This window comes from Cohnella pontilimi (assembly GCF_005049045.1).
GTDB classification, from domain to species: Bacteria; Bacillota; Bacilli; order Paenibacillales; family Paenibacillaceae; genus Cohnella; species Cohnella pontilimi.
On record NZ_SUPK01000001.1, the window covers coordinates 138,997 to 159,034 of the forward strand.

Annotated in this window: 22 protein-coding genes; 19 read left to right on the forward strand and 3 right to left on the reverse strand. The window is 51.1% G+C overall.

Translation table 11 applies throughout. The annotated features are described in order from the left end of the window. The first annotated feature begins 41 nt into the window (after positions 1–41). From E5161_RS00790 to E5161_RS00820, 8 genes are all read left to right on the forward strand, one after another. Entirely contained in the window at positions 42–1,781 is a 1,740-nt protein-coding gene (locus tag E5161_RS00790) for a Rieske (2Fe-2S) protein (RefSeq protein ID WP_136775689.1), read from the forward strand. A gap of 153 nt (positions 1,782–1,934) precedes the next feature. Further along, positions 1,935–2,270: a YkgJ family cysteine cluster protein gene (locus E5161_RS00795; protein WP_342773810.1), complete on the forward strand. Its 336-nt coding sequence runs from the start codon at positions 1,935–1,937 to the stop codon at positions 2,268–2,270. A 40-nt stretch (positions 2,271–2,310) separates the two neighbouring features. Then, positions 2,311–2,676: a cupin domain-containing protein gene (locus E5161_RS00800; RefSeq protein WP_136775690.1), complete on the forward strand. Its 366-nt coding sequence runs from the start codon at positions 2,311–2,313 to the stop codon at positions 2,674–2,676. Between the two features lie 359 nt (positions 2,677–3,035). After that, entirely contained in the window at positions 3,036–4,004 is a 969-nt protein-coding gene (locus E5161_RS00805; protein ID WP_136775691.1) for a sigma-70 family RNA polymerase sigma factor, read from the forward strand. A gap of 69 nt (positions 4,005–4,073) precedes the next feature. Next, positions 4,074–4,505, forward strand: coding sequence for an SRPBCC family protein (locus E5161_RS00810; RefSeq protein ID WP_136775692.1), 432 nt, complete (start codon positions 4,074–4,076; stop codon positions 4,503–4,505). Positions 4,506–4,616: 111 nt separating this feature from the next. Next, positions 4,617–5,045: a DoxX family protein gene (locus E5161_RS00815; RefSeq protein ID WP_211246664.1), complete on the forward strand. Its 429-nt coding sequence runs from the start codon at positions 4,617–4,619 to the stop codon at positions 5,043–5,045. Positions 5,046–5,295: 250 nt separating this feature from the next. Next, entirely contained in the window at positions 5,296–5,427 is a 132-nt protein-coding gene (locus E5161_RS21250) for a hypothetical protein (RefSeq protein ID WP_281279828.1), read from the forward strand. Positions 5,428–5,457: 30 nt separating this feature from the next. Further along, on the forward strand, positions 5,458–5,655 hold the full coding sequence (locus E5161_RS00820) for a hypothetical protein (RefSeq protein ID WP_136775693.1): 198 nt from the start codon (positions 5,458–5,460) through the stop codon (positions 5,653–5,655). A 70-nt stretch (positions 5,656–5,725) separates the two neighbouring features. On the opposite strand, the gene E5161_RS00825 is transcribed toward E5161_RS00820, so the two are convergent. Further along, positions 5,726–6,793, reverse strand: a complete 1,068-nt coding sequence (locus E5161_RS00825) for a permease (RefSeq protein WP_136775694.1) — start codon at positions 6,791–6,793, stop codon at positions 5,726–5,728. A 142-nt stretch (positions 6,794–6,935) separates the two neighbouring features. Here E5161_RS00825 and selD point away from each other — a divergent pair, with 142 nt between their 5' ends. The 4 genes from selD to coaW are packed head-to-tail and all read left to right on the forward strand — an operon-like array spanning position 6,936 to position 10,520. Next, positions 6,936–7,988, forward strand: a complete 1,053-nt coding sequence (selD, locus tag E5161_RS00830; protein WP_136776378.1) for a selenide, water dikinase SelD — start codon at positions 6,936–6,938, stop codon at positions 7,986–7,988. Positions 7,989–8,022: 34 nt separating this feature from the next. Then, positions 8,023–9,057, forward strand: coding sequence for a tRNA 2-selenouridine(34) synthase MnmH (gene mnmH / locus E5161_RS00835; protein WP_136775695.1), 1,035 nt, complete (start codon positions 8,023–8,025; stop codon positions 9,055–9,057). Beyond that, on the forward strand, positions 9,054–9,680 hold the full coding sequence (locus tag E5161_RS00840; RefSeq protein ID WP_136775696.1) for a TVP38/TMEM64 family protein: 627 nt from the start codon (positions 9,054–9,056) through the stop codon (positions 9,678–9,680). Before mnmH ends, E5161_RS00840 begins: the two co-directional genes overlap by 4 nt. Before the next feature lie 15 nt (positions 9,681–9,695). Next, positions 9,696–10,520, forward strand: a complete 825-nt coding sequence (gene coaW, locus E5161_RS00845) for a type II pantothenate kinase (RefSeq protein ID WP_136775697.1) — start codon at positions 9,696–9,698, stop codon at positions 10,518–10,520. 47 nt (positions 10,521–10,567) lie between these two features. On the opposite strand, the gene E5161_RS00850 is transcribed toward coaW, so the two are convergent. Next, a complete protein-coding gene (locus tag E5161_RS00850) occupies positions 10,568–11,548 on the reverse strand; it encodes an alpha/beta hydrolase (protein ID WP_169306534.1) in 981 nt (326 codons plus the stop codon). Between the two features lie 124 nt (positions 11,549–11,672). On the opposite strand from E5161_RS00850, the gene wrbA reads away from it, so the two are divergent. The 6 genes from wrbA to E5161_RS00885 all read left to right on the forward strand — a co-directional run bounded on the left by wrbA (position 11,673) and on the right by E5161_RS00885 (position 16,306). Next, positions 11,673–12,287: an NAD(P)H:quinone oxidoreductase gene (gene wrbA, locus E5161_RS00855; RefSeq protein ID WP_136775699.1), complete on the forward strand. Its 615-nt coding sequence runs from the start codon at positions 11,673–11,675 to the stop codon at positions 12,285–12,287. 116 nt (positions 12,288–12,403) lie between these two features. Next, entirely contained in the window at positions 12,404–12,910 is a 507-nt protein-coding gene (locus E5161_RS00860) for a hypothetical protein (protein ID WP_136775700.1), read from the forward strand. A 76-nt stretch (positions 12,911–12,986) separates the two neighbouring features. Continuing rightward, a complete protein-coding gene (locus E5161_RS00865) occupies positions 12,987–13,445 on the forward strand; it encodes a hypothetical protein (RefSeq protein WP_136775701.1) in 459 nt (152 codons plus the stop codon). A gap of 16 nt (positions 13,446–13,461) precedes the next feature. Next, positions 13,462–13,941, forward strand: coding sequence for an SRPBCC family protein (locus E5161_RS00870; protein ID WP_136775702.1), 480 nt, complete (start codon positions 13,462–13,464; stop codon positions 13,939–13,941). Between the two features lie 470 nt (positions 13,942–14,411). Beyond that, entirely contained in the window at positions 14,412–15,128 is a 717-nt protein-coding gene (locus tag E5161_RS00880; RefSeq protein ID WP_211246665.1) for an N-acetylmuramoyl-L-alanine amidase family protein, read from the forward strand. Between the two features lie 59 nt (positions 15,129–15,187). Next, a complete protein-coding gene (locus E5161_RS00885; RefSeq protein WP_169306535.1) occupies positions 15,188–16,306 on the forward strand; it encodes a transglutaminase domain-containing protein in 1,119 nt (372 codons plus the stop codon). A gap of 58 nt (positions 16,307–16,364) precedes the next feature. Here E5161_RS00885 and E5161_RS00890 read toward each other — a convergent pair whose 3' ends face one another. Further along, entirely contained in the window at positions 16,365–18,416 is a 2,052-nt protein-coding gene (locus tag E5161_RS00890; protein ID WP_136775705.1) for an immune inhibitor A domain-containing protein, read from the reverse strand. A 303-nt stretch (positions 18,417–18,719) separates the two neighbouring features. Between E5161_RS00890 and E5161_RS00895 the strand changes: the two genes are divergently transcribed. Continuing rightward, on the forward strand, positions 18,720–19,973 hold the full coding sequence (locus tag E5161_RS00895; protein ID WP_169306536.1) for a plastocyanin/azurin family copper-binding protein: 1,254 nt from the start codon (positions 18,720–18,722) through the stop codon (positions 19,971–19,973). Positions 19,974–20,038 lie beyond the last annotated feature (65 nt).

Genomic DNA, 20,038 nt, shown 5'->3' on the forward strand with positions numbered 1-20,038 from the left:
AAGTATAGGAAGTCATGGATGTATATGGGGAGGGATTGGCAATGAGTACTGCAGAATGGGTGGAGGCAGGATCAGTAGCGGAATTGAAAACACAAGGATCAAAAGTCGTCAGGGGCGGAATCGCAGTGTTTTACCACGGGGAGAGGGTTTTTGCCGTGGACAACCGATGCCCGCATCTCGGTTTTCCGCTGCATTTGGGAAGCGTTTGCGACGGTATTTTGACCTGTCACTGGCACCACGCCCGGTTCGATGTATGCAGCGGCGGAACGCTTGATCCGTGGGCGGACGATGTGCCGGCTTATGACGTGAAGGTGGAAGGAGACACGGTCTGGGTCAGCTCGAGGCCGAGAGAAACGGACAACACCGCAAAGCTCATGAACCGTCTCCGGCAAGGGTTGGAGCAGAACATCGCAATCGTGATCGCCAAAGCGGTCGTCGGACTAATGGAAGCGGGTGTGGCCGCGGACGACATCGTGCGGGTCGGGATTGAATTCGGGACGGGGCAGGGAAACGGTTGGGGAGCGGGTCTGACCATTCTAACCGCGATGAGGAACGTGATGCCGAAGCTGGACAAAACCGGCCGGATTCTGGCCCTCTATCACGGCCTGGTACAAGTCGCCCGTGCCAGTTCAGGGCGCGCTCCCCGGCATTTGCTCGGCCCGCTGCCTTCCACGGATGTTCGAGAGGAACGATTGATTCAGTGGTACCGCAACTGCATGGAGGTGCGGGATACGCAAGGCGCGGAAAAAGTGCTGTTAACCGCCATCTCCGGCGGCATGGCTCCTGAAAGGATCGCGGAGATGATGCTTTCCGCCGTTACCGACCATTTTTATTTGGACGGCGGGCACACCTTTGATTTTCACAACAAGGCATTCGAAGCGCTCGAGATGATGGGACGGGGATCCGCGCAGCAAGTGCTCGCTTCGCTTGTGCCGATGATGGCGGAACCGACGCGCAGCGAGGAACTGCATCATTGGCTGGCGCCGGTCGATTTGGTCACGCCGATCCGGCAGGCGTTCGAATGGTTGCAGAGTGCGGATATATCAGCCGGTCATGCGGCAGAGCTGGATGAGCAAGCCTTCGTGAATCAAGTGTTGAGCGATAAGCCCATAGAGACGATTGGGACATTGACGGATCTGCTGCTTTCCGGCGTTGAACCGTCCCGCTTGGCTCAATTGATCTCATTGGCCGCCGCAGAGCGCATTGTCCGGTTCCATACGCAGAACGATTTCGGAGATTGGATCGCCGTACTGCACACGTTCACCTATGCGCATGCCGTGCACGAACGGCTGCTTCGCTCGAAAGAGCCGCTGCTGAACAGGGCTTTATTTTACGGCGTTGTGGCCGTGTATCATGACCGGTTTTTGAACGTGCCGCGCGCCCCGAAACCGGCTGCAGGCGACAAGGCAGGGCGCAGTTATCGGCTGGAAGAACTGTTGGAGCTAATGGATCGCAGACAGCAGGTCGAGGAATCCGCCCGCTGGGCGGCCGGGTATCTCGCAGCGGAACAGGATGCCGCAGCGCTCCTTAACACACTGGGACACGGACTGCTTCGGGAAGACGCTGAATTTCACACGTTCCAGATGTACGAGGCCGCGGTGTCTGAGTATGACCGGTGGCAGGATCGGACGGATGACTTCGCCCGGCAGGCGAAGGAAACGATTTTGCTGGCGTGTACCCGTTACTTGGCTGCTCATGCGCCAACCGCCCGCGAGGTGCCGCATACCGCGAGAATCGCCTGGCGACTGTATCGAGGAGAGCGTCTCTTCGAAGAAGAGTAAGGATAGGACAACAAAGGAGCCCTCCCAGCGGGGGCTCCTTTATTCTTGAGCGTCCCGAATCAGTGGATTGACAAATTTCGAAAGAAGCCGTATTACATTAAATGGCATAAATAAAGTGGTTAATCGGGATAGGAGGCTTTTCTTATCGACACTCTGCCGTGCAAGGGCTGCCGCGGACTTTGCTGCGGTCCGGTCCCCGTCACAGAGACGGAGCTTAGAAGCATCAAGAAATATGTGAAATCGATGTCCTCGATCAGGCGTTCACAATTACAAAATCAAGAGAGATTTTACGGCACGTGCATTTTTTACGAACAAGATCATGACCGATGCGGGATACATTCGGCAAGACCGTCTATTTGCCGGGCCTTCGGTCTCTATCAAAATTTAGTTTGTTTTCGTAAGCCGGAAGCTGCAGGCATGGAGAACTTTCACGCGAAAGAAAGGTCTGCAGGTATTTTAAGTGTGGACTACACTTGGCGGGATTTTTAGCTGACCTCGGTATCGAAAAACATAGAGAAGGAGACTCGCTTTGAAAATATTTCAATGCACCACGGATACTGCCCGTGAGATTGCCGCATTCGGCAGCCGGAATTTGTCCATGGCCAGAATTCTGAACAGCGAAGAATCGTTGCATGTCGGCTGTATGTTCATTGGTCCCGAAGGCTTGGTCGGCCGCCATCAAGCCGCCTGCGAACAGCTCTTCTTAGTGGTACAAGGGGAAGGTGTCGTCAAGGGCGGGGACGGGAACGAAATGCCGATTCAAGCAGGATACGCGGCATTCTGGGAAGAAGGCGAATGGCATGAATCGAAAAGTGAGCGAGGCATGACCGTCATCGTATTCGAGGCTAGGAAGCTTTCTCTTCATTTAAAAGAAGCAGAATACTATAATCGCTGATATTTATTCAACTGTTCGATCGCCGGCTCATGTCTTTGTGGACTGGACAAGGCACGAGAATGCTTACAGACCGTCAAAAAGCGGAGGATATCATTTCTGAAATCATGCAACAAGCTAATTCGATATTGGATTGAGCATTAGGATACCCTGAAAATAACTCATAGCAGAGATCTAAAAAAGACAATACGAAGCTAGGCGCAATGTCACAGGTGGTAAGCAATCGTCCGGCCCGATAGAGGCAGGATAGTTGCAAATGATGAAGGATACTTGAGAAAAATGTAGAAACTCTTTCTTAATCTATGATTTACATTTTTTTGGTGGTGTGGGAAAAGGGTTTCACACCTAAGAAGGAGAGCCCAATGAACGAAACTGCACTGGAGCATGCTCTAGAACTTCAGTTATTTGACCGGTTGAAGCCGGAGTTAACATCGTTCTGTTATAGAATGCTAGGATCGATCGATGACGCAGACGATGCCGTTCAGGAAACCTTTATTCGTGTTTGGCAAAGCTGGAACTCATTCAGACAGGAATCCTCTTACAAAACATGGGTCTATCGGATTGCTTCAAATATATGCCTGGATAAGCTAAGACAAGCTAATCGCCGCACTCGTCCCGTTGACTTTCGCGATGCCGAGACATCGATTATCGCACCCAGCGAAACCTTGCCTGACTCCTCCTGGATCTGGCCTGCGCCCGCATTTTCGGAAAATCCGGAAGATATACTCATACGAAAAGATACCCTTCAACTTTGTTTTATTACACTCTTGCAAATCTTGCCTCCACGTCAACGTGCAGTGCTCATTTTGAAGGACATATTTGAGTGGCAATCCAAACAGATTGCAGAAACGTTAGGAATGTCGCAAGCAGCAGTTAACAGCGCCTTGCAAAGAGCCAGAGAAACGATGGGTCGGGCGAAATCCCGTTCTGAAGAATACAGATTGATGGATGCTGAGCCTGATCAAGAGCTGCTCTCACGGTATGTGGAAGCTTTTGAACAATTTGATATCCATGCACTGGTCGCCTTGTTTCATGAAGAAGGCCATATGTCTATGCCGCCTTTCCCTATGTGGGTGCGCGGCAAGGACGACTTGTTCAAGTTTTTCTCGCTTACACGCTGGCATTGTGACGGGTCCCGGTTTTTGTCGACTACGGTGAATGGCGGTTACCCTGCTTTTGCGCAATATGTGCCGAGCAGTGACAAAAGCTGCTTGGTACCCTGGGGAATTCACGTCATTGTAATGAAAGAAAAGAAGATATTCCACATCCAAAATTTCATCAACACCAAAATATTTTCGCGATTTGGGCTCCCTGAACAATTAGACCGATGAATTTTGGAATCGGATTTCGTCTTTATAAATGAGAATCCAAAAAACAATCATCGAGTGAGGTGCTTCAAAATGGAAACAAGTAATCATCAAAAAACGAGAGTAACCGTTCAGGCAGTCATTCAAGCGCCAGTAGAAAAAGTATGGAGGTATTGGTCTGAACCGGAACACATTACGAAGTGGAATCAAGCATCAGAGACATGGCACTCGCCAAGATCGGAAAATGATTTGCGGGTTGGCGGCAAGTTTCTTACAAGGATGGAAGCGAAAGACGGCAGCACGGGCTTTGATTTCGGTGGGGTATACGATGTAGTGAAGCAGCTTGAGCAAATTTCATACACACTCGGAGATGGGAGAAAAGTGGATATCACCTTCGTCAATCAAGGAAATGAAACGAAGGTCGTTGAAATTTTTGATGCTGAAAGCACCCATTCCATTGAAATGCAGCAGGCGGGCTGGCAAGCGATTATGGACAATTTCAAAAGATATACAGAAGTATTCTGATTACCAATCCAAACGCTGTGGTGATTGAAATGGCATTAACCTACACACACATTTTTGTGAACTTGCATGTTAAGAATGTCAAACAACCCACATGGAGGACGAGAGAATTTTATGAACGAGATGGAAATGAAAACGAAATTAGCGACGATCGAAACAGGCTTTTCTAAGGGACGGCTTTGGACGGCACGGATTATATGCGGTATTGTCGTACTGTTCATGCTATTCGATGGAATCGGAAAAGTCGCCAAGCCAAAGCAAGTGGTAGAAGGTACTCTCGCACTCGGATTTGAGGAGAACCACTTGGCGGTAATCGGCGTTCTGGGTTTAATTTGCACCTTTCTGTATGCGGTACCGCGAACACGATTCTTGGGTGCGCTTCTGCTCACGGGCTACTTGGGAGGAGCGGTAGCTGCGCAACTCAGGGTGAATAGTCCGTTGTGGTCCAATATGCTGTTTCCAGTCTATATTGCGATTTTAGCTTGGGGACCGGTATGGCTAATGGATCGGAGATTACGCAATTTGATTTGGGAACGCAGCTGATACTGGCGGACCGCAAGCCTCGGGGGATGTTACTTCGAGGCTTATTAATTTGTGGCACGTTCTCATGGGTCATAAAAAAGCAACAACTTGTTATGCTTCTTGGGTAATGTCCACGCCGACAACATGTAACGGTTTACTTCTGGGGCGATTTAGAGTTACAGAACGCGAAGTACAAATTGACGGCCACGAAAAAAATTCGAACCAAACCGTTACTTTATACGAGTGGCCCGTATCGCTCGGGGGTTATGAAGTGGGGGCGGCTGCCCCAAGCGGAGCGAAGTTCGGTCTCGACGAGCCCGGATTGTGGGGGTTGGATGTGTCCGTCAACGGCGTTCCGTTTGATCATGTGATCGTGGACGTGAAAGCGGTGGGAAGTTCGTAAACGGGTAATGGATAGCAGGAGGTGCTGAAGATGGGAGAAGAACTATCGCCGGAAATTCAACCGGACAAAGTGCCTGAAATTCAACCGGAGAAAGTGCCTGAAATCAAGCCTGATCCCACGCCGGAAGTAAAACCGGATGCTGTACCTCCGGATATCCAGCCCGACGTCCAGCCCGAGGTTCCGCCGCAGCAACCGCCGGAAATCCAGCCGCCGAATGAGCCTCTCTAACGCCGGCAAGACGAATAGAAACCGCCCGGAAGCTGTTCGCTTCCCGGGCGGTTTTGTACGTAACAAGCCTTTATAACAAAATATCGCCAACGACTCCGCAAACGATGCCAGCAACAACGACGGCCCCCAGCACGAACAACAAAATTTTGCGCGGGAACGATCGGGACAACATCAGGAGCGACGGCAGGCTGACTGCAGGCAGCGTAAGCAGCAGCGCGGCAACCGGGCCGGTGGACACTCCTGCGACTAGCAAGGACTGCATGATCGGAATTTCCGCAGCGGTCGGAATGACGAACAGCGCACCGGCAACGGCGAACAAGATCAAAGCCGCCGTACCGGATACGCCAGCTGTCGGGAAAAACCATACTTTCAAAGCGCCAAGAACGAGCACGGCAAGCACATAAGCCGGAACGACCTGAACCAGCATATCGCCCAGGCTTTTCATCCAACGTTTCAGGAATGGAGCCTGCATTTCCGCGGTCGGCACGGTCACCGCATCGACCATTTCCGGATTCGTCACTTTCCCGCCTTTCACCATACGGTTGGCGAGATAGCCGACTCCGAAAGTCAACAAAACACCGAAAACGATGCGAAGCACGGTGAATTTCCACGACAAGACGAACGTCATGAAAATCAGCGTCGCAGGGTTCAGCAGCGGATTTCCAAGCCAAAAGGCTAGCGCCGCACCCGCCGATACGTTCTTACGGCGAAGACCCGCGGCGATCGGAGCGGCGCAACAGGAGCACATCATGCCGGGAAGTGACGCGACACCGCCGATGAAAGTGCTTTTGAAGTTGTTCTGCCCGAGCACACGCTGAAGCCAGCGGACAGGGATCAACACTTGAACGAGCGATCCCAATACAATACCGAGAACAGCCGCTTGCCAAACCTTCTCAAAGTAGGTACGGGCGTACTTCACCGCATCGTTCCAAGTTGGAATGCCGGTTTTCGCTGCCGAATCTCCGAGAATGGATTTGCCGATCGAATGGGTATCCGCGGCTGATAACGATTTATGATAATACGGCATCCATTTAACATACATCAAACCTGCCGCCGCTATCAGGATGAAGAGCAGCACCATCCAGATCGTCTTGTTGTTGCGCGACTTGGGCTGAAAGTCGAGACTGACATGGGACATGGGAGCACCTCCTTTACGACTACTCAGAAAACAAAGAATCATTATAGCATGAATCCTGGCAGTGCAGACCCGGTAATGTTTGCTTTCATTTCTGAAAATCTGTACGATTTAAGAAAGAAAGCAAGAAGGGACCGTGAATGAATTGGAAGCAGCTGAAAACGTTAAATTGACCTCTCTGTCGAGCAAGGGAGGATGCGGGTGTAAAATCGGTCCGGCGGACCTTGCGCAAGTGATCCGCAGCCTGCCGCCGTCAGTGCCGGATCCGAATTTGCTGGTAGGGTTGGATACGAGCGACGATGCCGGTGTATATAAACTGACCGATGAATTGGCAATGGTTCAAACCGTCGATTTTTTCACGCCGATCGTCGACGATCCTTATTCGTTCGGCCAAATCGCCGCAGCCAATGCCATTAGCGATATTTATGCGATGGGCGCAAAACCGTTAACGGTGTTAAATATCGTCGCATTCCCGATCTCCACTCTGGACAAGCGCATATTGGCGGACATTTTGCGCGGAGCGTCCGATAAAGTTCACGAAGCGGGAGCCTCGCTTGTCGGCGGACATTCCATCGACGATAAGGAACCGAAGTTCGGTCTTGCGGTTACCGGCATCGTGCATCCGGATAAAGTCCGGACGAATGCGGGAGCCCAGCCTGGCGACAAACTGATTTTGACCAAGCCGATCGGCGTGGGAATCATGACGACGTCCATCAAGAAGGACCAATTGTCCGATGAAGAGGTACAAACGGTCACCAAGGTGATGTCGACGTTGAACAAAACGGCTTCCGAAACGATGGAGCCGTACAACGTTCACGCGTGCACCGACGTTACCGGTTTCGGCCTGATTGGCCACGCTTTAGAAATGGCCAAAGGCAGCAATGCGGGCATCGTCATTCACCGTTCGGACGTGCCGGTGCTTCCCCGCGTCAGGGAACTGGCGGAACAAGGATTTGTGCCCGGCGGGACGAAGAATAACTTCAATCACGTGCTAGATCACGTGTCGTTCCCGGACGAGATGGATCAAACGGACCGCTGGATTGTTTGCGATGCGGTCACATCGGGCGGTCTGCTCATTGCCGTGGACCCGTCCCAGGCGGAAGAATTGCATCAGAAGCTGAGAGACGCCGGTGTCGATGCCCATTTGATCGGGGAAGTCACGGAAGAAAACGCCGGCAAAATTGTCGTGAAAGCCTAATCCACTAGATCCATTACAGTTTGAGGAGACCGACATGTTTCAGGATATATCGTTGGAGGAACTGATCGAGCAGCGCAAGAGCGGCAACTTTGTGCTGATCGACGTCAGATCCCCGTCTGAATTCGAAGAGTCGTCCATACCCGGGAGCATCAATATTCCGCTGTTTAACGACGAAGAGCGGGCCGAGGTCGGAACGATTTACAAGCAAGTGAGCGCTCAAGCCGCGAAGGAGAGAGGGCTGGAGATCGTATCGGCCAAGCTGCCGGATTTCATCCGCACTTTCGCCGAGATTCCGGGTCGCAAAGCGGTGTTCTGCTGGAGGGGCGGCATGCGGAGCAAAACGTCCGCCACCGTCCTCTCTTTAATGGATATTCACGTTTATCGCCTGAACGGGGGATATCGCGCCTACCGTAAGTGGATCATGGACTCGCTTGAAAACTTTCATTTGCGACCCAAGGCTGTCGTGCTGCACGGCAATACCGGAACGGGCAAAACACTTATTCTCCGCACGCTGAAGGAACGCGGTCTTCCCGTATTGGACCTGGAAGGGATGGCTGGGCACAGAGGATCCATTTTCGGACAGATCGGCTTGAAGGGCAACAATCAAAAAACGTTCGAAGCCCTTTTGTTGGAAGAACTTCTTCTCTGTCAGCATTCTCCCTATGTATTGATGGAGGCGGAAAGCAAGCGAATCGGCAAAGTGGTGCTGCCGGATTTTCTGGTGCGGAAAAAAGAGGCAGGCCATCACCTGATGCTTGAGCTGCCGCTCGACGTCCGCGTACAGCACATTCTGGACGATTATCGGCCGGAAGAGCATCACGAGGAATGTTTGGCCGCTTTCCGTCACATCAAGTCCCGCATCCATACGCCGATTGCCCACGAAATCGAGGGCTGCTTGATGACCGCCCGATACGACAAAGCTGTGAAAATGCTGCTTGAACATTACTATGATCCTCGTTACGCTTTCTCTACCGATGCCTACGGTGCGGACTTTACCGTCGTTAAGGCGTCGACGATCGAAGAGGCGGTTACGAATATCGAACACATCGTCCAAACTCTTCCTCTATGAGAAAATGGCTCGTCATTTCGCTGTATTTGGCAGCAGCCGTATCGTTGTGGATCTGGCGAGGATCGATCGCCGGATGGCTGGAGGCCGACGATTCCGGGATGCATTTTGCGCTGGTGCTGATTCTCGGCTTTATTATCGCGCTGATTCCCGCTATTCCTTATACTGTCGTTGCTGTACTGATCGGTGCCAAATACGGACCGATACTGGGAACCGTGCTCAATCTGGCGATGTCCGCCGGCGCGGCCTTGGCGCTTTTTCTCATCGTTCGATATACATTCACGCCGGAACAAAGACGGAAGGCGGCAGGAATGAAAGGCGTGTTCCGGATCACAGTATTCGCGGAACGGAATCCGTTCGCGGCCGTGTTGTTTGCCCGGATGCTGCCCCTTGCTCCCGCACAGGCGGTGAACATTTTTTCCGCGCTTACGCGCATGCGATTTATACCTTATGCCACGGCCACCGTGCTCGGTAAACTGCCTTTCCTCGTGACGATGGGTGTACTTGGTCAAAATATATTGATGAACCGGGATTGGCACTCTATAATCTTTATCATTTTCACCTATATCGTTTTTTTGTGCAGCGTCTTTGTCGTTTATAAGCGTGTCACCAACCGTAAAATGTAGTCGTTTTCTAGTCGAATGGGGGATCATTCTCTGACGCTTTTCAACGCGGGCATCGATGCCGGAGGTACCTTAATCAAGTTTGCCGTGAACCGTAACGGCACCTATGAATTTCGCAAGTTTCCCGCATCACAGATGGATAAGGCAGTATCCTGGGTGAATGCCCGCTTGGATGGTGCCGATATAAATTTAACGGGCGGAAGAAGCGCAAATTTCGGTTCCTTGTTGGGTAAGCCTCATCGCCTCGTCCCGGAATTCGATGCGACATGCCAAGGAATTCGCTATCTGCTTTCCGAAGAGGGGATTTCAGAGGACTCCTTTATTTTATGTAACGTAGGGACAGGCACTTCTATTCATCATGTGAAAAAAGATCAGTATACCCGTGTAGGCGGAACCGGCGTCGGCGGCGGCACGATTATGGGATTGTCGTATTTGCTCACCGGAATGCAACATTATGAAGAGATTGTAGAGTCAGCCAAACGGGGAAAACGAGACAATGTGGATTTAACGGTCGGCCATATCTATGAAGGTTCGGTACCGCCCATCGCTGCAGAGCTTACGGCGAGTAATTTCGGACATCCGAATCTCGGCAATAGCCCGGCGAAAAAGGAAGATTTACTGGCGTCGGTCATCGGAATGGTAGGCGAGACGGTGTCAACGGCGAGTGTGTTGGCAGCTGCCGAAGCCAGAGTTTCACGAGTTGTCTATATCGGTTCATCTTTTGTACAAAATGAAGTGCTTCGAGACGTAGTGGCCGGATACACCAAGTTCAGAGGCGCGGAGGCTGTATATTTGCCGAATGGAGAGTTTAGCGGAGCGATTGGAGCTGCCAGATGGTCATGAACGACAAGAACCGAAGCGGATGAGCGCATCCGGCTTCGGTTCTTCTTTTACTTGGCTCCATAGAAAAGCAAGTAATGTTCGATTTGGGATTTCCAGTAGGTTCGGTTGTGTTTGCCCGGATTGAGGTGGTACTCGGAAGGGATGCCCTTGCTTTGCAGCACTTCGTACAGCTTTTTCGTGCCGACATAAAGCTTGTAATCGTCCGCATCCCCGCAGTCCAAGTATACGGAAATGCCGCTCATATCCCCGTTCTTCGCAAGCAGGAGCGGATCCCGATCAAGCCGCGCCGCTTTATTGGGGTACAGCCATGACTTCATCCGAGGCACACGGGACCAGTCGGTCCACAGCGCGGGACTGTGGCCGCCGACTTTCGAGAAAAGCTCGGGATGTCGGAATGCCGCAGACAATGCCGCGAAGCCGCCCATAGAAAAGCCGCCTACATACCGACCTTCCTTGGAGGAAATCGTGCTGTAATGGCTGTCCACGTAAAAGAGAACATCCTGCTCGAAATAATCTTGATATTTGCCATAGTAACGGGAATGAACGGGATCCGCGGGCGTCTCCATCCGGTATTTCTCCGCGGAATTCAGGCCATAGCTGTTGTCCAGCTGCGGCGCCACGATGATCATCGGTTGGATCCGGTCGGCAAGAATTAGCCGGTCGGCTTCCTTCTCCAGCTGCATCTCCGGCATCCACGCCGACTCGGTTCCGAAGTAGCCGTGCAGCATGTACAAGACCGGGTATCTGAGGCTTGTGCTGTACCCCGGCGGCAAATACACATTTAACCGCATCTGTTTCTGCAAGGCCTCGCTGTAAAAAGAAATTTTCTCCAGCTTGGAGGGCACCGTGTTAACCGGTTTCTCGGTTGACGGAGACGGCGTCGACGGACCGGGAAAGGAATCAGAAGCGGAGTCCGACGATGTGCTCTCTGGGTATATGCTGTTGTCTGCGTGTTTGCAGCCGGCGGCTAAGAGAGCGATGAACAGCGTGAGCGCGGACCACTTCATATAGAAATTGGTATTGGACATAGGAACTCCTCGGATCGTATAAGGCTGCATTTACTGTACCAAAGGTAAGGCGATGGTTCAAACGGGGGGAGGAGCGTTAAAAGAGGGTGATTGGAATCATCAGCCTGCGGGGAGGAGAATACATTTGGCACAAGTAAATTTGGCGGTCATTTATTACAGCATGACGGGGACCAACTATCAATTGGCAAAATGGGCGCAAGAAGGCGCATCGGAAGCGGGGGCGGAAGTGCGGCTGCTCAAGGTGAGGGAGCTGGCTGAGCCGTCCTTGATTGAGAGCAACGAGGCCTGGAAATCGCACAGCGACGCGACCAAGGACATTCCCGTGGCAACTCCGGACGATTTGGTCGCGGCAGACGCGATTATTTTCAGCACACCTACAAGATACGGCAACATGGCCACGCAAATGAAGCAGTTCCTGGACACGACAGGCGGTATCTGGGCACAAGGCAAGACGGTGAATAAAGTCGTCAGCGCCATGACTTCCGCTCAGAATCCGCATGGCGGTCAAGAGGCGACCCTCCTTTCCTTATATACGATGATGTACCACTGGGGAGCGATTGTTGTACCGCCCGGCTACACGGATCCGTCCGTATTCGTTGCGGGCGGTAATCCATACGGCACGAGCGTGAGCGTCGATCAGGACGGGAACCTGAAGGAGGATGTAAAAGCGGCAGTGAAACACCAAGCGAAGCGGGTCGTCACCGTTGCCCAGTGGCTGAAGAAAGGAATGCAGGGCTAAACCGATTCCGTTCGTACATCCAGGATTCCTGGATGTTTTTTTATTGCCGGTGGTGATGTGACGGAAAGGAGCGAGCATGGCATATACATAACAAAATATGAACGGGGAGGCCTGCTGTGAGATATACGGTACAATATATCCCTCTTGGCAAGATCAAACCCGGGTATTCTGAACCGGTGACGCGAAGAATCAAGGAGCTTCGGAGAGCCGCTCAGGATTGCATGCATTTGATGATTGTCCGGAAATCCCGTAAACAAGGGGGATACGTCATTGTCAGCGGCCACCATCATTATGATTTTCTGCAGAAGCACACGAATAGAAAGACCGCACCCTGTTTGGTGGACGAAACCAAAGCCTCTTCCCGGCTCACCTCGCTCCTTCACCTCATCCGCAAACGCAAGTTACCGTATGACGTACCCTACATTCGGCGGGAACGAACGCCCGTCCCCAGCTGGTCTATTATTCGCAGGTTCATGAAGCAGGAGCCCCGTTTTCGAAATTTGTCCCGCAGACAGCAAATCAAGGTGCTTCGGCTCGGAATCCAATATAAAAAAACGACCGTTTTGTCGATGAAAGCGAAGGTTGACGATATACTAAAAACCAAGAGCGGAATTTCAGGCTGAAAAAAACAGACCGCCCTTACCACGGGCGGTTTGTTGCAGGCGCACATTTTAATCGGACAAGCTGGAGTTGTGGACCATGGAACCGAAAAGGTACACCCGAAAAAGAAACGAGCTTTTAAATTACCTTCCCAGAACCCTTACAGCAGAGCAAATTACCGAAGCCAAAAAGAAAGCCGTCTGCGCGCTGACCGGTTCTGCGGATGATGTAACGCTGGATCATTTTATACCCTTGGAGTGGGGACATGGGGGTGAATATATCGGAAACATTTACTTTATACAGCGAAAACTGAACGCTTCGAAATCGAACTGGAACCCGTTCAAATGGATTAAAAAGCTCGCGTTAACCGGGCACGTCGACATGAAACGATGGGATCAGCTGGTTTTAAGCTTGGCCGCTCAGAATGGGCTCAACGTCAAAGAGTTCAGACGTTTCGTGAATTGGTGCGAGAAAAACAAACGCTCGAAAGATCAATTGATGGCAGACAACCGTCCATCTCTGGAACTGTGGATGAAACTCCAAAATCATCACCCCTAAAAAGGAGGATCGCGACATGACGAATAAGTCCGGCCATACGAGAACCGACTCCGCCTCGAGAGTGATACAAGCATCGCCGCAGACGATCTATCATGCCTTCATTGATCCGCAGGCTTTGGTATCCTGGCTTCCGCCGGAGGGCATGAAGGGACAAATACATCAATTTGATCCTCGAGAAGGCGGAGCCTATCGAATGACCCTGACGTATGAGACATCGGAGCACTCCACAGCCGGCAAAACCTCGGAACACGAGGACGTTGTCCAAGGAACATTTCTGGAGCTTGTGCCTGACGAGCGGGTCGTGCAGCAGGTCGAATTCGATTCCGACGACCCGGCCTTCTCGGGAACGATGACGATGACATGGACCATCAAGGCGGTACCGGAAGGAACCGAAGTCACCATCGTATGCGATAACGTGCCTGGTGGAATCCGGAAGGAGGATCATCTCGCGGGTTTCAGATCAACGCTGGAGAATCTCGCTGCCTTCACCGAATGATAGCATATGTAAAAGCTATTCTATGTTTAGCTGTTCGAATGGCTGTGCGTTAACTCGCCTAGAACCGCCAGACATTGCGTACACTTAGGCTTTGTACCGATGAGTTTCGTCCTGCTCCCGCACACCGGGCATTTCGTATACTTTGGATCCCGGTTTTTGGCGTTTCTCAAGTATAAATAAACAATAGCTACAACGATAAGAAGGACAAGCACGATCCATGTAGTCATCTAATCACCTCTGTTTTATTCTACAACAGATATTCCGCGGGTGAATCCGGAAGAATGTGGTAGACTCGGTGAGAGAGTTCAAAACCAGGCATACCGGACATCGATTACGTTGAGGAAGACGGAAATGTGATCAAAAGATTTTGGATCGATCTCGAATAAAGGGAAATGAAAGAAATTTAACTAGATTCATCAGCACGCTCACGGCATACTGAAGTAAAAGTCATCGTGAGGAGTTGACCGGCATTGAAGAGAGGTTTAACTGCAGGATTGTTGACGCTGCTTGGAATATTCGTCATCGCCTCAACGGCGATTGCACAGCCCGCTGCCGTCAAGCCCTATGTGATTTGCATTGATCCGGGTCATCAATTGAAGGGCAACAACCAGTTGGAACCGATCGGCCCGGGCGCTACCGTCAAAAAACCGAAAGTCAGTTCGGGCACAAGCGGAGTCGCGACCAAGAAACCGGAATATGTACTCAATTTGGAAATCTCCTTAAAGCTCCGAACGGAACTGGAGAAACGCGGCTATAAAGTGGTGATGACCCGTACCACACACAACGTGGATATCAGCAACAAGCAGCGTTCGGACATCGCCAACCGGGCAAAGGCGGATTTGTTTATCCGGATCCATGCTGATGGCGACAGCTCCCCGAAAACCGCGGGCTTCAGCGTACTCTACCCGTCACAAAGCAATAAATACACCAAAACGATCTATGCGAAAAGCAAGAAAGCTTCCGAGCTGATTTATCAAGGAATGAAGAACGCCACCGGGGCAAAATCCAGAGGCGTCGTACCGCGTGCCGACTTAACCGGGTTCAATTGGTCGAATGTGCCGGTTACGCTCATTGAAGCGGGATTTATGACCAACCCGGCGGAAGACCGCAAACTTTCCCAGGCGTCGTACCAAGCTTTGCTCGTCAAAGGAATTTCCGATGGCGTAGACCGATACTTCGGAAAATGATCAACAATAAAGCCAGCAATCTACCAGCCGATTCCATCACACCCAAAGGATATGATCCGATGCGCAAATGGGTTCGTACAGGTTTCGCTTCTCTCGCCGCCGCCATCGGATTCTCCGCGTATTACTACACGCAGTTGAACCCGCCCGCCGTGTTTGCAGCCGCTGCTTCGAGCAGTGCAACCTCCAAATCGCTGCAAGCGGTCATCCAATCTCACTTGGTCAAACGGGAAAGTTCGTTCACGATTACATACCAAGGTTCCACAAGTTCGTTATCTGCGCAAATGGATAAAGCGGTCCACGCCGTATTGGATGCCGACGACAGCTTGGGATATACCATTTCATCTTACCGATGGAATACGTCCTTCACCGCGAATGCTGCAACCATCAAGGTGCAGGTTAGTTATTGGGAAGACGCCAAACAAACGGCATTCGTCGTCAACCGCGTCAAACAACTCTCCAAGCAATTGATCAAGCCGGGAATGAACGAGCATGAGAAAGTGAAGGCCGTTCACGATTGGGTCATTTTACATGTCGCCTACGACAGGACGCTGGCTCAACATTCTTCCTATGCAGCCTTGACCGGCGGCAGTACTGTGTGCCAGGGATATGCCTTGCTTACGTATCGATTGCTGAACGAAGCAGGGATTCAGAATCGCATCGTCGAAGGCACGGTGTCGACCGGACTGCATGCTTGGAATTTGGTGAAAATCGGAGGGAAATGGTATCACCTGGACACCACCTTCGACGATCCCGTGCCGGACCTAAAGGGAAGAACGAGCTACAATTATTACTTGCTTACGGATCAACAAATCCGGAGGGACCATCGGTGGACCCGTTCTTACCCGGCAGCGGTCACTTCCTATGGGGATATCTTGAGCATGGCAAAGAAGACAGATCCTCAAAAAGCGGCATTCTATAACGGTCTTGAGAAGGAACTCGGTTACACTTACTTGAAGCCCGAGAACACGGTTAACACGATGGAGCAATTGCAGACCAAGATCGAAAAAGCGATACAAGCGGGAAAAAAATCGGTGACGGTACGGTGGACCGGCGGAAACCGGCTGAATCTTCAGACGTTGTTCGATGGAATCCCGGTGCTCTCTTCGATACACTACTCTCAAAAAGCGTTTGCGCTTGGGGAATCGGGTGACGTGCTTCTAGAGGTTCAATTTTCATAACCGGTTTCGAAACAAAGCAGCCCCGGTCGATGACCGGAGCTGCTTTTTTCAATCGCGATTATTTTACTTTCGTGGTGGTTCTGAACTGTACCGAATAATCATAATTCACACTGTTGTTATTGCCCTGCGGAGCCGAGTAGGTGGTCATCATCACGATTTTCTCGAAAGAAGAATCATGAAGCATGTTGGCGAGCTCCAGTTGATCGGCCTGGGACATGTTCAGCAGGTCGGGGAAACGAACCAGTTTGGCATGCGTTTCAGCGCCGTTCGCATTCCCCTTTTTAAATCCGATGAATTGCACTTGATAGTTGACGTATTCCTTAGTCGCCTGTTCCAAGCTCATAAAGCCGGCGGTAGACGTCATCGGATCAATGGTCGTATCGTTGAGCATCAGATTGGACAAATACCAGCCGGATTCCGTGGAGGCCCAATCTGTGAGATAACGGAAGCCTAACAGTACTTTCTTTCCTGCATATGCGCTTAAGTCAAACGATTCCGTTTTCCAGCCGTTCGAGCTGCCGGTAAAGCCTGGCACATTCGCCTTGACTTTCGGATGACCATTGTCTACGACATCAGAACGGGTATCGCTGTTGGACAATGAAGCCCAGGTTTTGCCGTTGTCCGTCGAGACTTGAACAACGCCGAAATCCCATTGTTCTTCAATGTCATATTTCGTATTGAAAGATACGATCGGTTTCGTTTGACCTGTGAGATCCAACCCTTTAATCAAGAAGTTATCGGCAAGATTGGAGTCTTTACCGCCCCAGAGTACGGTTCCTTTGTCCGGATCATTCGCCGTCGCCCATTTCAATCCGAGGAAATCGAGACCTTTAAAGTACAGGTGATCGATTTTCTTATCCGGTGTAATGATTTTGAAATCCGTTCCCCAGGCTGGCGCGATGTTTTCATTGTTGAAAATGGATCCTGCTACGTTCGGTTTCAGATCGATGGTGTTGAACTTAAAGGTTTTGTCGTCACCTTGATATTTGCCGTCCAGCATAATGGCAGCCATGAAATCGGAGTAAACCTGATTAAACGTCTTATTGACGCCAATTTCCGCAAGGGCGGAATTGATGCTGTCGATTCCGTGTTTCGGATTTTTAAACTCATCTCGGATGAAATTTTCACCGAATTGCTCGTACAGATACAGTTGGAACAAATAGGCGTTGCCGTAGTCGGCAAGGATTTTGAGATCGGATTGATCGCCCCAGCCGGTGAGCGAGTTGCGCAGGTTATCCATGAAGAAATCGATATGACCTTGGGAATGTCCGTAACCTACAAGATATTGGGCGAAATCCGACAGGCCTTCGTTGATGAACGTGTCCTCGCCGTTGTCCGTATCCCGGTGGAGCAAATGCTGGAACTCGTGCGCGAAAACACCTTCGTATAGATAAGGCCTTTTCGCGTTCGGACCGGTCCGGTTCAGCCAGTCGAAGTTATCGATCGTCATGACGTTACGGTCGGACAAATCGCTGATCGTGGAAGAGAAATAACCGGCGATATAGCTAGGATAGTTCGGGTTGTAGTAGCTTTGGTCTTTAATATTATCAATGAGAATCACGACACGGCCGCTTTCGTCTTTATACTCCGGACGCACCCCGTATTCTCCTTTGCGTTCCGCAGGCGGGGCAAAAAACGCAATTTCTTTCTCGTAAATCTTGTTATCAAAAGCATCCATCAAATATTGAACTTGAGCGTCTGTGATCGCCGTCATGGAATTGCGCGGATCTCCGGCGGGGAAATCGAGGTTGTTCGCAACCCATACTTCGCCGTATTTCCCTACAGCGCGCAAAGTGAACGGAGTGAGTACGTAACGTCCGGTATAATCATTGTGCGTTACCCAACTGACAACTTTCGTGCCGACATCGGAAGCCGTCACGCTTTTTGCGGCGGCACCGGAGGCGCTGCTGCCGCTCGCTTCGGCGCCGGAGAGATCGAGCCGGTTCTCTGCTTTCACTTGCTCGACCGTTTCGGAACGGAGCTTGGGTCCGATATCGAGCACGCTCGGATCCGGGTTGTAGCTTGGAGCTGCAAATGCGGAAGAGGGGACGACGAGACTGCCTGCCAGTAACAGCGATGATAGAAGGCCGACGACTTTGCGACTTGTCATGAGATTCCTCCTCAGGATTTTGATTCATCGCTATCATAACAGCCTCATTAAACATTGAAAGTGCTTTCAAGACCGGTAATAAAGTCCTGAGTTGCAGCGTTTCTTGTCATTATGGGGAGTGATTTCACGAATAGGAAAGGTAAGCGCGGCTTAGAAGAGAAAATCCTAGAGAAAAGTCGATAAATATAACATTTGGTAACTTTAACAAAAAATTCTTTTCGTCTGTATATTTGCATGATAATATTGGCTATGTGCCTAAATATTGGATATAGGCACGAATGCAAACCTCAAAGGAGTGTCTACATGTCAAAGAAGCAGGGCCTATTTGTTCTCATCATGCTTATCGTTACGTCACTGGCCGGATCCGCGTTTGCCGCCGATTCCTCCGATTCGCAGTCTTGGAACATCTCAGTAGGCAAGGAAACTGATTCTACATCTTTGGATTCCATGTTCCCGAAAGTGCTTTTCATCCATGAAGGCGACAAAGTCACCTTCACCAATGGAGCGAAACTTACACCACACACGGTCACTTTCCTGGCCGGACAACAGCCGTTGAATCCGAACGATCCGAAGTCCGAGGCTCCTACTGCTGCCAGCGGGGTGAGTTACGACGGCAAAACGCTTCTCAGCTCTGGAATTTTGCCCCCGAACCTATCTTACGACATCACATTCACCTCAAGCGGTGTTTTCAACTACTACTGCGTGCTGCATCCGATGATGACCGGTACGGTCGTGGTATTGGCCAAAGGACTGCCGATCCCGAGCAAAACGGAGCAAGTCGCGGCAGCGAGAGCGCAAGAACAAGAACTTCTGCTGCAGCTGGATACAATGAACCACAGTAATGCTCCTATGTATAAAACGAATGCAAACGGCACCCTTACTTACCAAGTCGACATGGGTACCGCCCATGGTACGATGTCGCATAACCGTATGATTCCGGAACTTGTTGTCGTAAGCGAAGGGGATTCCGTCGCATGGACGAATCTTAGCCCTTATGAGCCTCATTTCGTCACCTTTAATAAGCCGAAAGATATGAATTTCTTTACCGAGCAGGGTGGCTTTAACCCCGCGTTTTTAGCGCCTTCCGGAAGCGGAACGTTTAACGGCAGCGGCTTTACGAATTCCGGCATCCTCATGTCAGGGCAGACGTACCCATTGAAATTTACGAAGACGGGCACCTACGCATATGAGTGTTATCTGCACTCCGGTTCCAAAATGACCGGCACTGTCGTAGTCGTGCCTAAAAACGCGGTGAAATTGATCGTGAACGGCAAGGCGATCGGCGACTCCGCCAAAGCGGAATGGAAAAACGGCACTCTGTTTGTGTCGCTGGATTCGTTCGCCAAAGCGGTGGGCGGCAAAGTGACCAAGAAGTCGAAAGCTTTTGCCGTGAACGGAAAACAACTTGTTACACCCGGTTACACGGTTAAAGGCATCGCTTTTGCCTCTGCAGAAGAGATCGTTCGCGTGCTTGGCGGTTCCTACTCCTGGAATCAAGCCACAAAAACGCTCACTGTCACGGCCGGCACAGCCGTAAGCGTACACATGAACCATTAATAAGCAAGCTGGGATATTGTTACGTTAACCGTAGAGGGGGAGCCGACAGCGCTCCCTTTCTTTTC

Coding starts and splice junctions, on each gene's coding strand:
- E5161_RS00790 (WP_136775689.1), top strand. CDS start 42: ATGAGTACTGCAGAATGGGTGGAGGCAGGATCAGTAGCGGAATTGAAA.
- E5161_RS00805 (WP_136775691.1), top strand. CDS start 3,036: ATGAACGAAACTGCACTGGAGCATGCTCTAGAACTTCAGTTATTTGAC.
- E5161_RS00810 (WP_136775692.1), top strand. CDS start 4,074: ATGGAAACAAGTAATCATCAAAAAACGAGAGTAACCGTTCAGGCAGTC.
- E5161_RS00815 (WP_211246664.1), top strand. CDS start 4,617: ATGAACGAGATGGAAATGAAAACGAAATTAGCGACGATCGAAACAGGC.
- E5161_RS00820 (WP_136775693.1), top strand. CDS start 5,458: ATGGGAGAAGAACTATCGCCGGAAATTCAACCGGACAAAGTGCCTGAA.
- E5161_RS00825 (WP_136775694.1), bottom strand. CDS start 6,793: ATGTCCCATGTCAGTCTCGACTTTCAGCCCAAGTCGCGCAACAACAAG.
- mnmH (WP_136775695.1), top strand. CDS start 8,023: ATGTTTCAGGATATATCGTTGGAGGAACTGATCGAGCAGCGCAAGAGC.
- E5161_RS00840 (WP_136775696.1), top strand. CDS start 9,054: ATGAGAAAATGGCTCGTCATTTCGCTGTATTTGGCAGCAGCCGTATCG.
- coaW (WP_136775697.1), top strand. CDS start 9,696: ATGGGGGATCATTCTCTGACGCTTTTCAACGCGGGCATCGATGCCGGA.
- E5161_RS00850 (WP_169306534.1), bottom strand. CDS start 11,548: ATGTCCAATACCAATTTCTATATGAAGTGGTCCGCGCTCACGCTGTTC.
- E5161_RS00865 (WP_136775701.1), top strand. CDS start 12,987: ATGGAACCGAAAAGGTACACCCGAAAAAGAAACGAGCTTTTAAATTAC.
- E5161_RS00870 (WP_136775702.1), top strand. CDS start 13,462: ATGACGAATAAGTCCGGCCATACGAGAACCGACTCCGCCTCGAGAGTG.
- E5161_RS00885 (WP_169306535.1), top strand. CDS start 15,188: ATGCGCAAATGGGTTCGTACAGGTTTCGCTTCTCTCGCCGCCGCCATC.
- E5161_RS00890 (WP_136775705.1), bottom strand. CDS start 18,416: ATGACAAGTCGCAAAGTCGTCGGCCTTCTATCATCGCTGTTACTGGCA.
- E5161_RS00895 (WP_169306536.1), top strand. CDS start 18,720: ATGTCAAAGAAGCAGGGCCTATTTGTTCTCATCATGCTTATCGTTACG.